Genomic DNA, 17183 nt, shown 5'->3' with positions numbered 1-17183 from the left:
TCTGGTCGAACCTACCCGGGGCCAGCCTGCAGGGCGCGAGGGACACAAAAGCAGGGTCCTAACCGCAAATGCGTCATGAGGGACTCCAAGGTCAGCTCCGCACCTAGGCTCCTCAGCCACGACGCACCGCTTCGTGAAGGCGCCCAAAAACTCGGCGTCTCTGTACCTACCCTTCCCGATGGATCCCGGCAGCGGACACCGCGAAGGTTACAACTCCGAAGCTGCCTGGTGGTGCACGCGACTGCTGACCACCCGATGTCACTAATCCTCGGCACTCGTCCCGACCTGTTCCTTGAACCGTGCAGGTCACTCCTAAATCGCCGTCTGCGGCGATATGCAACCCCCGGCCTTGGGTGACCAGGGCTATCTCGAGAAAGTCATGGTCGTGGGCTGCGACATCGGCATCCAGCCGGTGACGGTCAGCCCACACCGGCAAACCGTCCGGGTTGAACACGGCCGCCGTTTCGTAGCGCGGCCTGGTTTTGCCAGTCAATTATGACCTACTTTCGCTCAACGCAGGCCGCTGTAGTTTGTGGCCCACTTCAATAGCATTTCATTGTGATTGAAAAAAGATACCAACCCGCCACTGCCCGAATTCCGAACAGCAAGGGAGGCGATGAAGCATGAGCCAACGCGATGTGAATATTGCCGCATACTATTTTCCGAATTACCACGTTGACCCCCGAAACGAGAAGTGGCATGGCGAAGGCTGGACTGAATGGGAGCTGATGAAGCAAGCCGGTCCGCGCTTCGCGGGCCATCAGCAGCCACGGGTCCCACTCCGCGGTTTCGAGGACGAAGCCGACCCGGTCGTGATGGAGGACAAGATCACCTTGGCCACTAGCCATGGTGTCGATGCCTTCATTTTCGACTGGTACTGGTACAGCGATCACCCCTACTTGGAGCGTCCGCTGGAGGAGGCGTTCATGCCCGCGGCTGCAAACCACGGGATGAAGTTCGCTGTGATGTGGGCGAACCATGATTGGACCAACATCCACCCGTGGAAAAGCTCGACGCCAGCGACCAACCTGGAGTTGGGCACCGTCGACGCCGACCAATTCACAGCAGCCACGGATTACATCGTGGAGAGGTACTTCAGCCACCCGGCCTATCTTGAGGTCGATGGTCGACCCTACTTGTCCATTTATTCTCTGTCAACGCTTCTGGACGGCCTGGGCGGTATCGGCCCGACCAAAGCGGCCTTGGATGGGCTACGTGCCCGCGCCGCTCGCGCAGGCCACCCTGCGATTCACCTCAATGCCACAGTTCGGGATAAGCCTGTACTTCCCCAGGATGGTATCTCGCTGGACGAAGAGACGCTCATAAACCAGCTTGGTTTCGACAGCGTCACATCCTACGTTTGGGTACACCACCACCAGATGCCGAAGCTGCAAACCCCATACCCGGAGATGTTGGAGCAGGCGGAGAAGGGGTGGAAGGCCCTCGCCGGCCGCTTCGATGTCCCGTATTTCCCTAATGTCACAGTTGGATGGGATCCCTCCCCTCGAACGGTCCAGTCAGACCGGTACAACCCTGAACTCGGTTACCCCCACACCAACATCATTTCGGATGCCACTCCGGAGAACTTCGGATTGGCTCTGGAGAAGGCGCGTATTTTCGTCGAGAAGACCGGAGTGCGGCTGGTAACCATCAACGCTTGGAACGAATGGACCGAGGGTAGCTACCTTGAGCCAGATACCTTGCACGGCGCTGGCCATCTGGAACAGGTCCGCCGCGTATTCGGATCTGTTCCAGGACCAGAGTTGGCCGGCGCTTCCACTCAAAACCGGCTGAAGTGATTCATAGTGTGCCCGGCACCATACCCAGAGCCGTCCGAGCTTCAATCATTCACAGGAATTCGACCAGGACTGTGCTCGGTCACGTTCCGTTCGTCAGAACCGGCTGAGGTCATCCAGGCCGTAACCCAAGCCGGTCTCGAGGCCATCGAGTGGGGTGGGGACATGCATGTGCCAACCGGGAACGACGTCCGCGCCAAGGAGATAAAGGAACGCACAGCCGAGGCAGGACTGGTGATGGCGTCGTACGGTTCCTACCTGCGTCTCGGAGCATGCACCCAGCGGGAGCAGGAGGATGTACTCAGAACAGCTGTCGAGCTTGGAGCACCTCGCATACGGGTTTGGGCAGGTTCCCGGGGGTCTGCGGACGCCGACGCCCAATACTGGGCAGGGGTTGTGGATGACGCCAGAACGTTTGCTGACGCTGCAGCAGCCCAAGGAGTCCGGGTGGGACTTGAGTTCCACGGCGGCACGCTGACAGACCGTGCCGAGTCAACAGCAGCCCTTCTCTCGGAGATCGATCGAGACAACCGGGTGGGAACATACTGGCAGCCGCCCCAGGGAATGCCCGCCGAAGAAGGACTAGCAGGCTTGGACCTTCTGGCCGAACGCGTCATGGCAATACACGCTTTCTCTTGGTGGCCCCAGGACGATCGCCATCCGCTCGCGGCCCGATCGGCACTCTGGCGCGCAGTTCTGCACCGCCTGGCCGGGCGGGAAGGACAGACTGACATCCTGCTCGAATTCGTTCGCACCGATTCGCCGGTCCAGCTTGCTCACGACGCCGCGACGCTGCTGAACCTTATCGAGGAGGCCTCGCGCAGGGCTCAAGTCCCCGGTGACGAATTGGCCGTAACCAATGGCCACGGCAGTGCACTGCGGGCCACAAAACACGGGAGAGAACAATGATTCGTGCAGTACACGAGCCCGACCCCAGTCGACCTGTGCGCAGGCCCGAGGCGCTCTTGGTTATGGGCAACGAGACCATGGAGTGGCAGTTTGGGAAGGTTGAACTTTCCCGGCTCTGCGCCGCGGCCAGTATAGGCACTCCGCTGCAGACGGACGAGTTGGCATCGGTGCAGGTGCGCGACCGCCTTGCCGAGGTCGAGGTGCTGATCACTTCGTGGGGCTGCCCGCCGTTGGACGAGGATGTTCTGGCGGCCGCGCCGCGCCTTCGAGCTGTGTTGCACGCGGCCGGAAGCGTGAAAGGCCACGTGGGCGACGCCGTTTTCAACCGCGGTCTTCTGGTTACGACGGCCGCCGGCGTAAATGCCGAGCCGGTTGCACAGTACACAGTCGCCGCTGTGCTCTGGTCGTTTAAGAAGGTCCCGTTCCTCGCCCAGCATGCCCGCCGATTCCGTGAGGACTGGTCGTATCGGGACCGCCATGGGGAGTTAAGCGGTCACGGTCGCACAGTGGTCATTGTGGGATTTTCGCGCATTGGTCGGCGGGTCGTTGATCTGCTGGGCAGACTGGAGCTTGGTGGAACCATCCTTGTCGTGGACCCCTACGCGGACCCCGCCGAGGTCATCGCCGCCGGAGCCGAACCCGCGGTTCTGGCCGATGCCTTGGCGCGGGCAGACATCCTCTCCTTGCATGCGCCGGCCCTGCCGGAGACGCGACACCTGATCGGAGAGGCCGAGCTTGCATTGTTGCGGCCGGGTGCCACCCTGGTCAACACCGCACGCGGGGCTCTGGTGGACACTCCGGCCCTTGAGCGAGCGTGCGCCTCAGGGCTGCTCGATGCCATCCTGGATGTCACCGAGCCCGAGCCGCTCCCGGCAGGGTCGCCGCTCTATGACCTCCCGAACGTCATGCTGACCCCTCACGTTGCTGGGTCTATCGGGTCCGAAACGCGGAGAATGACCGACGCAGTACTCACAGAATTGGAAAGATACGCTGCCGGCCTGCTCCCGGTCAGCCCGATCACACGAGAGAATATGGCGGTACAAGCATGAGTACGGAACTTGACTTCATTCAGTCACCCTACACTGGCTGGACCCGGGGGCACTGGGAGGCGTTCGTAGAACGCATGGTGGGCGCAGCCGAGCAGTACCGTTCGTCGGCCGGGGCCCGCATCGACCTGCCTGGTCCGACCAGCCGCACCGGTGCCGCGTCCGGCGGACATGAAGGGTTCGCCAGGACCTTCCTGGCGGCGGCCTCCCTGGTGGCAGGCCGCAACGGTGAAGACTCCGGAAACCTCATGGAGCGCTACGCCCGCGGGCTGGACGCAGCAATGGACCCATCCTCACCGGAAGCATGGCCCCGACCCGAGGATGCCCTGCAGGTGAAGGTGGAGGCAGCCTCGCTGGTGATAGGCCTTCAAATGACTCGTCCCTGGCTGTGGGACCGGCTCGATGACCGGGTCCGGGAGAACACCGTGAACTGGCTTTCCGGCATCATGGGCACCTGGTACCCGCCCTCGAACTGGGTGTGGTTCCGTGTCATGGTCGAGTCGTTCCTCCGCGAGAACGGCGGTCCTTGGTCGGCTACTGATATCGAGGAGGATCTTGCCATTCACGCCTGGATGCGGAGGCAGAACGGCTGGCTTAGCGATGGGCCGGGCCGCCACTTCGACCACTACGTTGGCTGGGTGCTGCACACTTACCCATTGCTCTGGACGCACCTATTCGACGTTCCCGACTCGCTGTGCCCGCCGTCGCTGCGCGAGCAGTGGACCGTGGACCTGGGGCGCTATACGGACGATGCGTTGCACTTGACCGGCGCGGACGGGGCCCCGCTGGTGCAGGGCAGAAGTCTGGTGTACCGCTTCGCCACTGCTGCCCCGCTGTGGGTAGCTGCGCTGACCGGTGCCGGAAACCATCACCCCGGCCTGCTCCGGCGGGCAGCGAGCGGAATGGTGACGCATTTCGAGCAGCGCGGCGCATTCGATGAGAACCATGTTCTCAGTCTCGGATGGCACCGCGCGTGGCCGGCAATGCGTCAGACATACTCCTCGCCCGGCTCACCATACTGGGCGTCCAAGGCTGCTTTGGGCCTACTCCTGCCACCGGACCATCCGGTCTGGACCGAGGTCGAGCAGCCGCTGCCGATAGAGACGGGAAACGTGTCGCGCGTGATCGAGGCACCTGGCTGGCTGGTATCCGGGCGCCAGAAGGACGGATTTATCACAATCATCAATCACGGCAGCGATCATCAGGAAGCAGGATCTGAGGCCGCAGACGCGCCGGTGTACGCCCGGTTCGGGTACTCGACCGCTACCGTTCCTCCCTTGGCTGGGCCGGCAGCCCACAACCCGCTGGACAACGCGGTAGTGCTTCTGGACAAGGACGGCCGAGCAAGCCACCGAACAGGGTTCAAGTTGCTCTTTGCCCAGGACGGGAGCGATGGAGTGATCCTGGGCGCGTCACAGGGGCCGGTGCGCTGGATCGAACCTGATGGGGACGCCTCGGCCAACTTTGGGACCTACATCTCCGGAACTGTAACCCGCGGCCCCGTCGTCACGGTGGCCTCAGCCGTCCGCGATGGTGTCGAGGTTCGTCTTGCGAGAGTAGACGGGTCAACCGACGCCCTCGCGCTCCGCATCGGGGGCTGGCCTGTAGCGTCTTCGGAGCCGCCCCGGACCGGCACGGACGACGCGGAGCGACCGTTCGCGGAGGCAGCAAGCCAAGACCTTATTTCCACGATCCGAGGCCTTGCAGGGTTGGTCGACGCTGGCGTGGTGATCGAGAAGGACACAAGCCCGCTCGGAGAGTTCGTCGCGATTCCCTGGCTCGCCTCCCGCAGCGTCACCCCGGGTGAGGTGGTAGTGGCTGTGGTGTCCTTGGCTCGCGAGTCTGTTGATGAGCCAGCGCCAGAGGTGTCAACTGAGCCCCTCAGCGAAGGTGGTCATCAGGTCACCATCGTTTGGCACCACGGCGAGCAAACCACCTTCACGCTGCCAGCCTGACCCGCTTTCCACTAGCAAACCATCATCCACCACTCTGGAGTCTACTGATGCTTGACTGGCATGCCCGCTTCGTTTCTGCGAACGCTGATTTCAATGGAGCGCCGCTTCTCCGTGGAGAATTCGATCTCGACAAGGGGCATGGGGATGTGGCCTCCGCTAAGTTGCTCCTATCCGCGCTCGGGGTGGTGGAAGCGTGGGTTAACGGTGCGCGTGCCTCCGAAGATCTGCTCACGCCGGGCTGGTCAGCCTACGAATGGCGTGTCCGCTACACCGAGCTTGACGTGACCGCATTGGTAGGGCTGACCACGGTGCTGGGCCTCGCACTGGGCAACGGCTGGTATCGCGGCCGGCTCACCTGGAAAGGCGGCTCGGCGTTCTACGGTGACGAGTTGGCCGGTTTCGCCGAACTGCGCGTCAGGTTTGCGGACGGACATGAGCAGATTTTTGGCACCGACGCGTCTTGGACGGCCGGTCAGTCGGCGACGACGGCCAACGATTTGTATGACGGCCAGGACATCGATGCCCGGAAGCATGACGACGCGTGGCTGGCTCCGGGGTTCGCCTCACCGGACTGGGCCCCTGCGAAGGTACTGGACGACGATTTGGCCCGCCTTGAGCCCTACACCGGCCCTCCCGTGAGCAGGCAAGCGGAACTGAAGCCGGTTCGCGTGTGGGAGTCCCCTGCGGGCAAGCTGCTGGTGGACTTTGGGCAGAACCTTGTGGGCTGGGTCCGCGTCGAGGTCACCGGCTTACAGGGCTCCGTGGTGTCCCTGCGGCATGCGGAGGTCCTTGAGCACGGCGAACTTGGCATCCGCCCTCTTCGGTCCGCGGCGGCGACTGATCGGTTCACGCTCTCGGGTGAGGCGGACATGTTTGAACCGACATTTACCTTCCACGGTTTCCGCTACGTGGAGCTTGAGGGCTGGCCTGGGGGGCTGACGGCTCTTAGGGCTGGCGGCGGGCTCACCGCTGTCGTTATCTCGTCCGACCTCAAAAGGATCGGTACGTTCGAAACGTCGAACCCGATGGTGAACCGGCTTCACGAGAACGCGGTATGGGGGATGCGCGGAAACTTTGTGGACGTACCCACGGACTGCCCGCAGCGCGACGAACGGCTCGGCTGGACGGGGGACATCGCCGTTTTCGCTCCGAGTGCGTGCTTCCTTTTCGACGCCAAGGACTTCCTGCGGGATTGGCTGCGGGACCTGGCACTCGAGCAGGAGCACCATGAGGGCGTGGTGCCGTACGTCGTACCCGATGTCCTTAAGTACATCGAACTACCTGCCGACCTTCCCTCCGTCACCGATACGACAGCCGTCTGGAGCGATGCCGCGGTGTGGGTGCCATGGGCGGTGTGGACGGCCTACGGGGACCGGCGGGTGCTTGAGGAGACCTTCCCCTCAATGGCTGCACACGCCCGACGCTTGCGCAGCAAGCTCTCCTCAAATGGAGTGTGGGACACCGGATTCCAGTTTGGGGATTGGCTGGACCCAGATGCACCGCCGGAGAACCCTGTCCTTGCCAAAGCTGACGCACACGTCGTGGCCACCCTGTGTGCCTATCGCACATCCGACCTCGTCTCACAGGCCGCTCAGGTTATTGGCAGGGCGGAAGAGGCCACCGAATTCCGGCAGCTGGCCGATGCTCTCCGGACGGCGTTCGCCAAGCACTATGTCAGCGCTGAGGGAGTGATCAAGAGCGACTGCACCACGGTCTACGCCCTGGCGATCGTGTTCGGAGTCCTCGACGACTCCCGGCACTTGTTCGCGGGCCAGCGGCTGGCCAAGCTTGTGGAAGCGTCGGGATACCGCATCTCTACCGGCTTCGCGGGCACTCCGTTCGTCACGGATGCCCTGACCGCTACCGGTCATCTGGATGCGGCGTACCGGCTGCTGCTTCAGACCGAGTGTCCGTCCTGGCTGTACCCGGTGACGATGGGCGCGACCACGATCTGGGAGCGCTGGGACTCGATGCTCCCCAACGGGACCATCAACCCTGGTGAAATGACCAGCTTCAATCACTACGCCTTGGGCGCCGTCGTGGACTGGCTCCACCGCGTGGTTGGCGGCCTCGCACCCCTCGAACCGGGCTACCGGCGCTTCCTGGTTGCCCCGCAACCCGGCGGTGACCTCGATTGGGCCGAGACTACACTCGAGACCCCGCACGGGCCTGCGTCGGTCCGGTGGGAGCACCGCCCGGGGCGGGTGCGCGTCGCCGTTGTCGTCCCAGATGGAACCGAAGCGGTGCTCCGGCTGCCGGGCGAGGCCGACGAGACACTCACCGGAGGCACCCACAGCCGGGAGCTGCAACTGGGAAAGTCGAAGTCTGCTGTAGTTAGGGTCGGAGGTTGAGTGTGATTCGAATTAATAGAGCAGCAGCAGACATTACAGCGGAGACGACGCACGCCGCGGAGGCCGAGGCTCAGGACCAAGGGGATTACGTCGAATCGTGTGCGCTCCTGCATGCCAACGACAGGATTGAGGCTCGACGCGGGAACGTGGTGCAATTCTCAGGATGGGTAACGGATCTGATGCCGGAGCTGGACCTGTTCTGGGCGGTTTAGGATCTGGGGGAGAGACGCATCTTTGAACTCTCGGAATTCCGTGTCAAGAGAGTCCGCGACGACGCCGGACTGTAAGCGCCAGCTCCAGGTTTCGGGGTCGTCGTGAAAGTCGGGCAGGGCAGAAATCGCGATGACGGATGTTCCATGGTGAGGATCATCTTCAACGCGGTGGTAGTCACTGGAAGAGTTCGGGGCACACTAAAGTTCCGCATCCCCGCTTCTCGGGCGACCTGCTGAGGCCGGCGCATCCCAGTTCTTTAGCTTTATCGACACCAAGTCTTTAGCTTTATCGACACCAAGAAAACCTTCAAAGCGCAGGCACCGCTCCCGGGCCCGTCTTTCGAAGACCCTGACGCCGTCACGTTGCGGGGAGAACGCCATCGGTAAAGCCAGAGCACCAACTAGCCTGCGTGTCCTTGCCGAGGCTCGTTTCGGGCTGAAAATTGCGCCGTGGCCGCCTGCCGACGGCGTGGTTCCATGGTTCGTTGAGGCCCACGAATCGCACCGTAGGCGGCGTTTGGGGTCTTCTGGCTGCCTCGGTCCTGAGTGTCCTGGGCATTCGTCGTTTCCAGCAGAGGCGGCGCCGCAAGGTCGGGGAGCGAATCAGCATGCCTTCCCTGGAAATTACCTCCACTGAGCTTGAACTGCACGCCGTCGAGAACCCCAAGGGCGTTGACGACATCGACAAGGCCCTTAGCTACTTGGCCGCATGGGCACGTGAGAACGACGAGCGGCTGCCGAAGCTCTTCGCCCTGCGCCTGTCTCCCACCAACGTCGAGCTTTACCTGGATGAGCCGGCTGAACTCCCTGCGCCATTCACCATGACGGTTCCCGACAAAACCGCATGGGTTGTGGACCCGGACGAGATCCCCGCATTCGGTCCTCGGCCCACAGCTCCCCATCCGGGACTGGTCACCCTGGGACATGACGCCAGCGACACGGCCACATCCTGGTCGACGTCGAGCAGATCGGCTCGCTGAACATCTTCCGGCCCGAATAAGGAAATCATCGAAAGCCGGGGGCGTCTTGAGCGGGGCCCATAAAGGAAATGCGACTCCATCTACTTCGGAACGGAATCTATACGGTAGAGCACCACCTGCTCCGGTGCCAGCAGGGGCAATTCAATGCCAGCATGGCCGAGTGCACCGCCCGTCATGACGTGGCCACAAGACGACTTCGCAAGTTCCCACCAGCCAGGTAACCGCATGTTGCGAGGTGTCTTACCAATCAGAACTGGTGCGATCCGGTAGCGCCGATCCCGATCAAGGCCAGGCAGCAGAACACGGCCGTAGGGTGCCACATCAGACTGACCAAGCACGACGTGTGCGAATATGGCTTCGGATCGATCTGATGCCACGACGCCGTGAACCAAGAGGGTCGAGTCGGGTTGGTCGACCCGGACCAAATCCCCATTGAGCAGCAGGTTCCGATGCGACTTGTAAAAGGCTATCCATTCGGCGAGCTCGGCCCGCTCTGAAGTAGTCGTGCTGGTGATGTCCCACTCGATGCCCAAGTGCCCGAAGACGGCGGTACCAGCACGGAACGCAAGTTCGTGGCTGCGCCCAGTGGTGTGTGACTGGGCTGAAGCGATGTGGGTCCCCATCAGTTCGGGGGGGATCAGCTGCGTGGTCCAACGATTAATCTGCTGCCGGTCAAGCGGGTCATTGTTATCGGATACCCAGACACGATGGGTATGATCGAGGACCCCCAAATCCACTCGGCCGCCACCGGATGAGCAGGACTCGATCTCGAGTCCTGGATGGGCAGCCCTCAACTCCTCCATCAGCCGGTAAGTGGCCCTTGTTTGTGCGTGGACCCCGGCCTTCCCGGTCCTCCGGTCAGCTGCCTCAACTAGATCCCTATTATGGTCCCATTTGATGTAGCTAATCTCGTACTCATCCAAGATGGCCAGCATCGCGTCCCGGACGTGGGCGTAACATTCGGGAATTCCAAGGTTGATTACCTGCTGGCGCCGCACGTTGATGGGCAGCACGTCACCAGCGGCCATGATCCATTCGGGATGAGCCCGGGCGACCTCGGAATCGATATTGACCATCTCGGGTTCGAACCACAGACCGAACTGCATCCCTAAGTTCCGGACGCCGTCCACCAATGGATGCAGCCCGTTCGGCCAAACCGCGTCAGCGACCGTCCAATCGCCCAAGCCAGAGGTGTCATTGCGGCGGGTACTGAACCAGCCATCGTCAAGGACGAATCTCTCCACGCCGACGTCGGCTGCAAGCTCGGCCAGCCGGATCAATTTGGCAGGATCATGATCAAAATAGACCGCTTCCCAGACGTTCAAGGTAACTGGGCGGTCGGAACCAGGGTGCTCTGCACGAGATCGCAGGAACCTGTGGAAGCGACGCGCAATGTCATCCATGCCGATGCCGTACGAGCCGTAGAGCCATGGCGAGAGATACCGCTCGCCCGAATCCAGCAGGCCCTCGTCGGGCAGCAGGAGTTCACCACCGCCGATCACCTGCTCGCCCGTGAAAGTCCGTTCGGCGTAGTGCGTGTGGTTGCCGCTCCAAGCGGTGTGCACCGCCCAGATCTCGCCTTCGCCAAAGCCGAAGCCCGGCGTGCCAACGTGCAATACAGTAGCTGCCTCGAAGCCAGTACGTCCTTTGCGACCCTCGCGTAGGTGGGTTCCGACCACCAGGGGTCGGCGCTGCGGGGTTCGTTCCTTACTCCAACGGCCAGCCAAATCGAGAACCTCGCGGGCCCGCGGTGGGACTGGGTACGCCAGCACCAAATCGTCAACGCGATACGGATCGCTGCCTGTATTGATGAGTTCGGCCCGGCTCCGCAGCAGGCCGGAGGGTGTCAGTTCGATGGTCACAACGATTTCCAGCTGGTGAACGGGGTCTGTGGCCGTGACCTCAACAATGGCAGCGCCCCCGGAGATAAGCTCGGGGTCATCTCCGACGTTGACGGTAGGTGACACTTGTATGCCCCCTACCGTCAGCGCAGTCGTCCTGAACCGCGTCGCCCAGCCACGGCCTGCCCGGGAACCTGTGAGGCCGGGCCTTCCCATCCAGCCCATTGCATGCTCTGGTAGAACGGCCAACCGGTGAGCTTCCAGCGACGGAGGTACTGCGCTGGAAGCCAGCCCGGCCACATCCGCCGCGGACATCCAGCCGAGGTCGGCACCCCAGTGCAGGATCGCTGGCAGGTGACCCGCCGAAAGATCGAGTAGGAGCGAGACGCCGGATGCGTTGAGTAGTAGGCGGTGGTGGAGACTTGGCATTGCGGATGAATTTGTCACAGGTCTTCTCTCGCTCATGGCTATACTTCTGACCCGGTGGGCCTTTCGCGCACGGCTGGGTGGTTCCCACGCCGTAGCATTGGGAAACCGTGCCGGTTCTAATTGCCGGGCAGATCATTCTCCAGCGGAACGCGGACGCGTTTTGTTCCATTTTCCGATAATTGGTTATAGATGGCTTGGAAGCCATTGCTGTTGCCGTTGGCCAGTTCCTGTGCTGCGCTGACGGGGACCACGATCTGGTTGGTCTTGGGAAGTGGATCCGCTCCTAGTTGTTCTGAAGCGATCGACTGGAACAGTGCGCGTCGTGCCCGGAGGGATGTAATGTCCCAATTCGCGACGTTGACGATGGTTCCCCCGTGCTGGAAGCTCTCAGTGGCCTGCCGGTGATACGTTGCGTCGTCGGCCACTTTGGGTCCGTCGATTTCATTGCCCGTCCACACATTTGGACGCAACGAGCTGTTGAGCAAGTCCGTGGCAAAGGGGTGGTTGTACCTCGGGGCATCGTCCACGTGGACCACGTCCGCGTAGCGGGCGAGCTCGGGGAACAGGACGGTTCCGCGCCACGACGACACCGTGTCGAAGGTCGACCCGAACCGCAGGGAGTATCGGAGTTTGTCCGACACGCCGTGAACCGCCTCCGCAAAAGACTTCAATGCGTCCGCGAGCATGGTATGTCGGAAGAGATACCAGTCCACTCCCGCCGGGCCTTGGAAGGAGGTCGGGGCAGGAACCGCAGCGAACGAGGAATGCGCAGCCGTCCAGGCGAGGCTAAGGTTTCCGACCGTGCCGTAGCGGTTTTGCAGCCACGATTGGAAGCGGCTGACTGCAACCGCCGAGTAGTCGTAATGTCCAGCAGTGAAGGTGTTCAATTGCGGATCCCAGACTTGGTTCCAGTACTCGGTCTCCTCGAACGGCGTCATGGTGGTTTCGTAGAACAGGATGCCGTCACCGGCTCGACGGTGGTATCGGGAAGTGACGAGGCTGACAAAGTCTGTGGCCCGGGCCATAGCTGTCCGGCTGGCAAAGGAGAACTGTGACAGATTCTGGTTATTCGTGGCGATGTTCGGTCTGCCCTGCGGGTCTAGCATGACTTGATCGGCGGATAGGATCGCGTCCTGTCCATCAGAAAAGGTACGCAGTAAATCTATACCGATGGCGCACTTCAGGCCTTTGCTGAGAATGTAATCGACCTGTTGATCGAAAAGCGTAAAGTCGATGCTGCCGGAACGGGATACCACTTTGAACCATGGGACATGGACCTTCATAGCGGTGAACCCGCTGTTAGCAATTTCATCTACGTAGGCTTGATACTCATTCAATGGAGTAGGGCCGAAGTTCCACTTGTTGAACATCAGGTGGCGCTCTGCGAATTTCTTGGGCGACGCTGCGGCGGCCGGGGATATCTGGCCCAGGGCGCCAGCAGCCAGAACCGCACCTGCTGTTGCGGACAAGAATGCCCGCCTTTGAAACTTTCGATTGCCAAGGTCGTCCTGTGAGCTACGGTCGTTTGGGTCGAACAACATTGTTCCGACTTCTCCTCGTGATAGGCATACTCGCTCGTGATCCCATGGGTANATGCCCGCCTTTGAAACTTTCGATTGCCAAGGTCGTCCTGTGAGCTACGGTCGTTTGGGTCGAACAACATTGTTCCGACTTCTCCTCGTGATAGGCATACTCGCTCGTGATCCCATGGGTAGGGACGCCCGTTCGGCTTGTGTGTGATTGGTTGTGTGGCGATGGTCGGGTGTGTGGCACATGTCGGTGTCTGCGCTGGCTCTGCGGCCGGGGCCGCTGCGTGGGAGGCCGTCTGGATTCGCGGCCTCCCACGCTTATGTCGGGTCTATCTTGGTCTACTCGGGGTGCCGTGCGGCAGGATCAGCTCAGTTCTTCTGTAATTGATCTTCGAACTCGCCCCGGATCGCGTCGCCGCCTGTCTTGCGCCAGGTCGCGATCAGGTCGTCGACGGAATTGAAGGGCTTGCGGCCCTGGACGATGTCATAAAGCGCCGTTGTGAACGTCTTATCGATGGTGGCGTTTTTGGTTGCGAAAGCGTTGGAGTACAGACCCAACGTAGGGTCTGGGATTCCCTTGGGGATTTCGAGGGACTGGTAGGCGTGTTGGGCGTCGGCGTCCTTCGGGCGGCCAGGTTCGTACAGTACGGGGGCGGAATCGGCGAGGTAGCGGATTGGCACCACTGTCTGAGCCTGGCCCTGCTGAGTCAGGACCGGGTTGCCGTTCGCGTCGAGTGTGTGATCACGTCCTTCCTGCCCGTACAGACGGTAGAAGTGCTCTTCACTTCCAAACGGCGCGGCAAGGTAGTCGCAGATCCTTAGAAGCAGCTTGGTTCTTTCCGGGTTGTCCTGCTTCTTGAATGCATTGATCGAATACAGGCCATTGCCGGTCCACCAGCGGGCAAGCTGACCGGAGGTGCGTTCGTAGCTGGGCATCAGGGCCAGCTTGAAGTCGGGATTGCTACGGTTGTCCTGCGCGAACTGGGTCCAGGCCGTGTAGCCCCCGTAACTGACCGCAGTGGTTCCGGCGTTGAAGAGGGCCTTTTCGGGCTGCGTCGTCGAGAAGGTATCCGGGTGCATTACCCCGGATTTCCACAACTCGATGAGGTCGTTGAGCGTCTGTTTGAATTCTTCAGTCTCATAGGAACGGGTGAGCTTGCCGCCATCCTCCCGCCAGTTGTTGGGCGCTCCGTTCATTAGGAGGAGTGCAGTGTACGGGGCAACGAAGTTGGCGTAGCACCACCGTCGTTCCTTCGGGTCTGTCAACGCCTTCGTCATTTCCACGAATTCGTTGTAGTTCCTCGGTTCCGGGTTCGCACCATACTTTTCGAACAGGTCCTGCCGGATAAAGAATGCGCCGCCGATCAAGCCCCGGGGAATCGGGATGCCGTAGATGCCGCCATTGTAGACTGCGCCCTTCCATGACTGCGTGACTATATTGGCGAGGTTGGGGTATTCGAGGATCGCATCGCCGGACAGGTACTCGGTGAGATCAGTGAAGCGCGCCTTGAGAAGCTCAGCTAGGTTGGGGGCCCCTGCGTTGGGTACAAGCATCATGTCAGGTAAGTCGTTGCCGGCAATAGTAGTTGCGAACTTCGTCGAATAGTCGGCAGCGGGCACCATCGTCATGTCCAGGTTGGCGCCCAACCTGTCATTGAGACCCGCCAACCAGGGGTTTTGGTCGGCTCCCGGGGGGGTAGCGTAGAAGATATTCGCCATGCCCGAGACGGACTGCCCAGTACCTGGTTTACCCTTCACGCTTGCTGCACGGTTTTTGGGCATGTTGTAAAAAGCCGGGAGCACGCCTTCGGAGGTGCCCGGGAGGTCCGGAGTGACTCCGGTGTAGGCCCTATATGTGGGCAGTTTGACGCCAAGGTTCTTCTGGGCGGCATTGACCGGGCCTTGTCCGGAACTGCATCCCGCCAAGGGGGCCGCTGCGACGGCCAGCAGGCCTAGCCCTGTGGCGGTCAGCAGACGTCTGCGATCAAATTGTGTGGTAAACAAAATATTCTGGTCTCCTTTGATTTGGATAGTTGAGCAAAATGGGTCTTATTCAGCCTTTGACGGCGCCGATCATCATGCCCTTGGCAAAATGCCGCTGCAGGAAGGGATACACGATCAAGATTGGAACGAGTGAGATGACAAGGATGGCCATCTGCAGCTGAAGCTGGGGTGGCAGCGCTTCAGTGGCAGCACCCACTTGGTTGCCTCCGATTGCCGTTTGGTCCACAACAAAAGCGCGTAGCACGAGGGCCATGGGCCATTTTTCGGTGCTTTGGATGTAGAGCATTGCACTGAAGAAGGCGTTCCAGTAGGCGACGGCGTAGAATAACCCGATGACAGCCAGGACTGCTTTGGAGAGCGGCAGCACGATTCTTCTCAGGACCGTGAGGCTTGATGCACCGTCGATCTCAGCCGAGTCGAACAGTTCCTGAGGTAGCTCCTGGAAGAACGCTCGCATCACGATCACGTTGAAGGCGTTGACCAGTACCGGCAGGATCAGGGACCACCAGGAGTCCAGAAGGTTGAGCTCCTTCACCACGAGGTAGCCGGGAATGAGGCCAGGGCTGAATAGCAGGGCGCCCAGCAAAAGCAGGAGCATGGGGCGGGCACCGAAGGCATCCCGTCGGGATAGCCAGTATGCCAACCCGGCGGTCGCAGCCAAGGAGAGAAACGTGCCCATCACGGTAATTCCAATGGAGATAATCATCGCCCGGGTTACGGTACCGCCCGACAGGACGGCTCCGTAGGCCTCAAAAGACGGCTGACCGGGCCAAAGCACCATTCCGCCAGCGGACTTATCCAGTGTCTGCTTGTCTGCGAGCGATGTCGCAATGATTGACCAGAACGGGACGATAACAAGCAATACCGATACTCCAAGTGCGATGAATTTCAGCACTTGGGTCAGGGGGTTGGGTTTCTCCATCCATGCAGGACGCCTGCTGTTTTTCGTTGGCCGCTTGAGGGTCCGGGACGCAATGGAGGTTACCTCGTTGATTTTACTCATTTTTGGTAAATCCCTTGCTCTCCGAATTTGTGCGCGAGTTTGTTCGCGCCGATGACCAGGAGGACACCGACGAGGCCTTTCACGAGGCCGACAGCGGCGGACAGTCCCCAGTCACCGCCGACAATCCCGTTGTTGTACACCCAGGTGTCGAGCACCTCGCTGGCATCCAGTCCAACCGGCCCTTGCTGGAGAATGATTTGTTCAAAGCCGATCGACAGGCTGCTCCCCAGACGCAGGATCAGAAGCAGGATGAAAATACCCTTCAAGGATGGCAGCGTGATGTACCTGAGCCGCTGCCAGGCGTTCGCGCCATCGACTGCGGACGCCTCGTATTGCTCCTGGTCTATCTGAGAGATAGCAGCGAGGAAGATGATTGTGCCCCAGCCTGCGTCCTTCCAGATTGCTTGTGAGGTAAGCAGCGCCTTGAACAGCTCCGGTACTCCGATGATGTGGATGATGGGTAGATCGTTCTGAACCATGAATGTGTTGAGCATGCCAGCATTGCCGAGCATCTGCTGGAAAATCGCCACTACAATCACCCAGGACAGGAAGTGCGGCAGATACAAGACTGACTGCAGCAAACCCTTCAGCCGTTCCCCTGCCAAGCTGCTCAGCAAGAGCGCCAATGCCAGCGGAATCGGAAAGACAAACACCGTCTGGATGACTGTCAGGATCAGAGTGTTGGCCAGCGCGTTCAAGAAGGTCGAGTTACCTTCCCAAAGGAAGCTGAAGTTGTCCAGTCCGACGAACGGAGAACCATCAATCCCGGTGAACGGCTGGTAGTCCTGAAATGCGATGATATTGCCCAGCAGCGGCACGTATTGGAACAGAAACAGTGCTGCAGCTCCGGGTACTCCCAAAACGACGAGCAACTTGTCTCGTCTGAAACGCTGCCCGGACCGTCGCGCCCTTTGAGCCGCGACACGGCCAGCAATCGCTGGCCTGGATTCGACATCAATGGCCATCCACAGGCCTCCTTGCCTCTTCTTGCCCAGTCTCTGCTGGGCCGTAACAACTAGTGTGGTGCTTCTCCGCATGCTGGCCAGCCATCCGGGGACAACTACCAAATCCATATTCAGATCCGGCGCTGCAGTCCGTGCGTGCCGCTTCAGCCTCTTGATCGCGGGA

At 60.9% G+C, this 17183-nt stretch carries 11 protein-coding genes; 6 read left to right on the top strand and 5 right to left on the bottom strand.

The window, feature by feature from the left end; genetic code table 11:
• Positions 1-623: 623 nt before the first annotated feature.
• From VLA65_RS20125 to VLA65_RS20100, 6 genes are all read left to right on the top strand, one after another.
• The gene (locus tag VLA65_RS20125) at positions 624-1799 is read left to right on the top strand and encodes a glycosyltransferase WbsX family protein (protein WP_332603514.1); all 1176 of its coding nucleotides are present in this window, start codon (positions 624-626) and stop codon (positions 1797-1799) included.
• Positions 1800-1805: 6 nt separating this feature from the next.
• Positions 1806-2705, top strand: coding sequence for a sugar phosphate isomerase/epimerase family protein (locus VLA65_RS20120; protein ID WP_332603513.1), 900 nt, complete (start codon positions 1806-1808; stop codon positions 2703-2705).
• Entirely contained in the window at positions 2702-3754 is a 1053-nt protein-coding gene (locus VLA65_RS20115; protein WP_332603512.1) for a hydroxyacid dehydrogenase, read from the top strand. The genes VLA65_RS20120 and VLA65_RS20115 overlap by 4 nt, the downstream gene beginning before the upstream one ends.
• Complete coding sequence (locus tag VLA65_RS20110) at positions 3751-5706, top strand: DUF2264 domain-containing protein (protein ID WP_332603511.1); 1956 nt, start codon at positions 3751-3753, stop codon at positions 5704-5706. The genes VLA65_RS20115 and VLA65_RS20110 overlap by 4 nt, the downstream gene beginning before the upstream one ends.
• A 47-nt stretch (positions 5707-5753) precedes the next feature.
• Positions 5754-8057: a family 78 glycoside hydrolase catalytic domain gene (locus VLA65_RS20105; protein WP_332603510.1), complete on the top strand. Its 2304-nt coding sequence runs from the start codon at positions 5754-5756 to the stop codon at positions 8055-8057.
• Between the two features lie 820 nt (positions 8058-8877).
• Entirely contained in the window at positions 8878-9249 is a 372-nt protein-coding gene (locus VLA65_RS20100; RefSeq protein ID WP_332603509.1) for a hypothetical protein, read from the top strand.
• A gap of 80 nt (positions 9250-9329) precedes the next feature.
• Here the strand turns inward: VLA65_RS20100 and VLA65_RS20095 are convergent, their stop codons facing one another.
• The 5 genes from VLA65_RS20095 to VLA65_RS20075 form a co-directional block, all read right to left on the bottom strand.
• A complete protein-coding gene (locus VLA65_RS20095) occupies positions 9330-11519 on the bottom strand; it encodes an alpha-galactosidase (protein ID WP_332603524.1) in 2190 nt (729 codons plus the stop codon).
• Positions 11520-11635: 116 nt separating this feature from the next.
• Complete coding sequence (locus VLA65_RS20090; RefSeq protein ID WP_332603508.1) at positions 11636-13060, bottom strand: beta-galactosidase; 1425 nt, start codon at positions 13058-13060, stop codon at positions 11636-11638.
• Between the two features lie 357 nt (positions 13061-13417).
• Positions 13418-15052 (bottom strand): extracellular solute-binding protein, encoded by a 1635-nt coding sequence (locus VLA65_RS20085; RefSeq protein WP_332603507.1) that lies wholly within the window; start codon positions 15050-15052, stop codon positions 13418-13420.
• A gap of 49 nt (positions 15053-15101) precedes the next feature.
• The gene (locus VLA65_RS20080) at positions 15102-16055 is read right to left on the bottom strand and encodes a carbohydrate ABC transporter permease (protein ID WP_332603506.1); all 954 of its coding nucleotides are present in this window, start codon (positions 16053-16055) and stop codon (positions 15102-15104) included.
• The gene (locus VLA65_RS20075) at positions 16052-17020 is read right to left on the bottom strand and encodes an ABC transporter permease (protein WP_332603505.1); all 969 of its coding nucleotides are present in this window, start codon (positions 17018-17020) and stop codon (positions 16052-16054) included. Before VLA65_RS20075 ends, VLA65_RS20080 begins: the two co-directional genes overlap by 4 nt.
• Between the last annotated feature and the right edge of the window lie 163 nt (positions 17021-17183).

Origin of the sequence: Arthrobacter sp. S2(2024), assembly GCF_036662515.1 — a bacterium.
GTDB lineage: Bacteria > Actinomycetota > Actinomycetes > Actinomycetales > Micrococcaceae > Arthrobacter.
The sequence above is the reverse complement of the archived record's forward strand: the minus strand, read 5'-3'. Positions and strand labels throughout refer to the sequence as shown.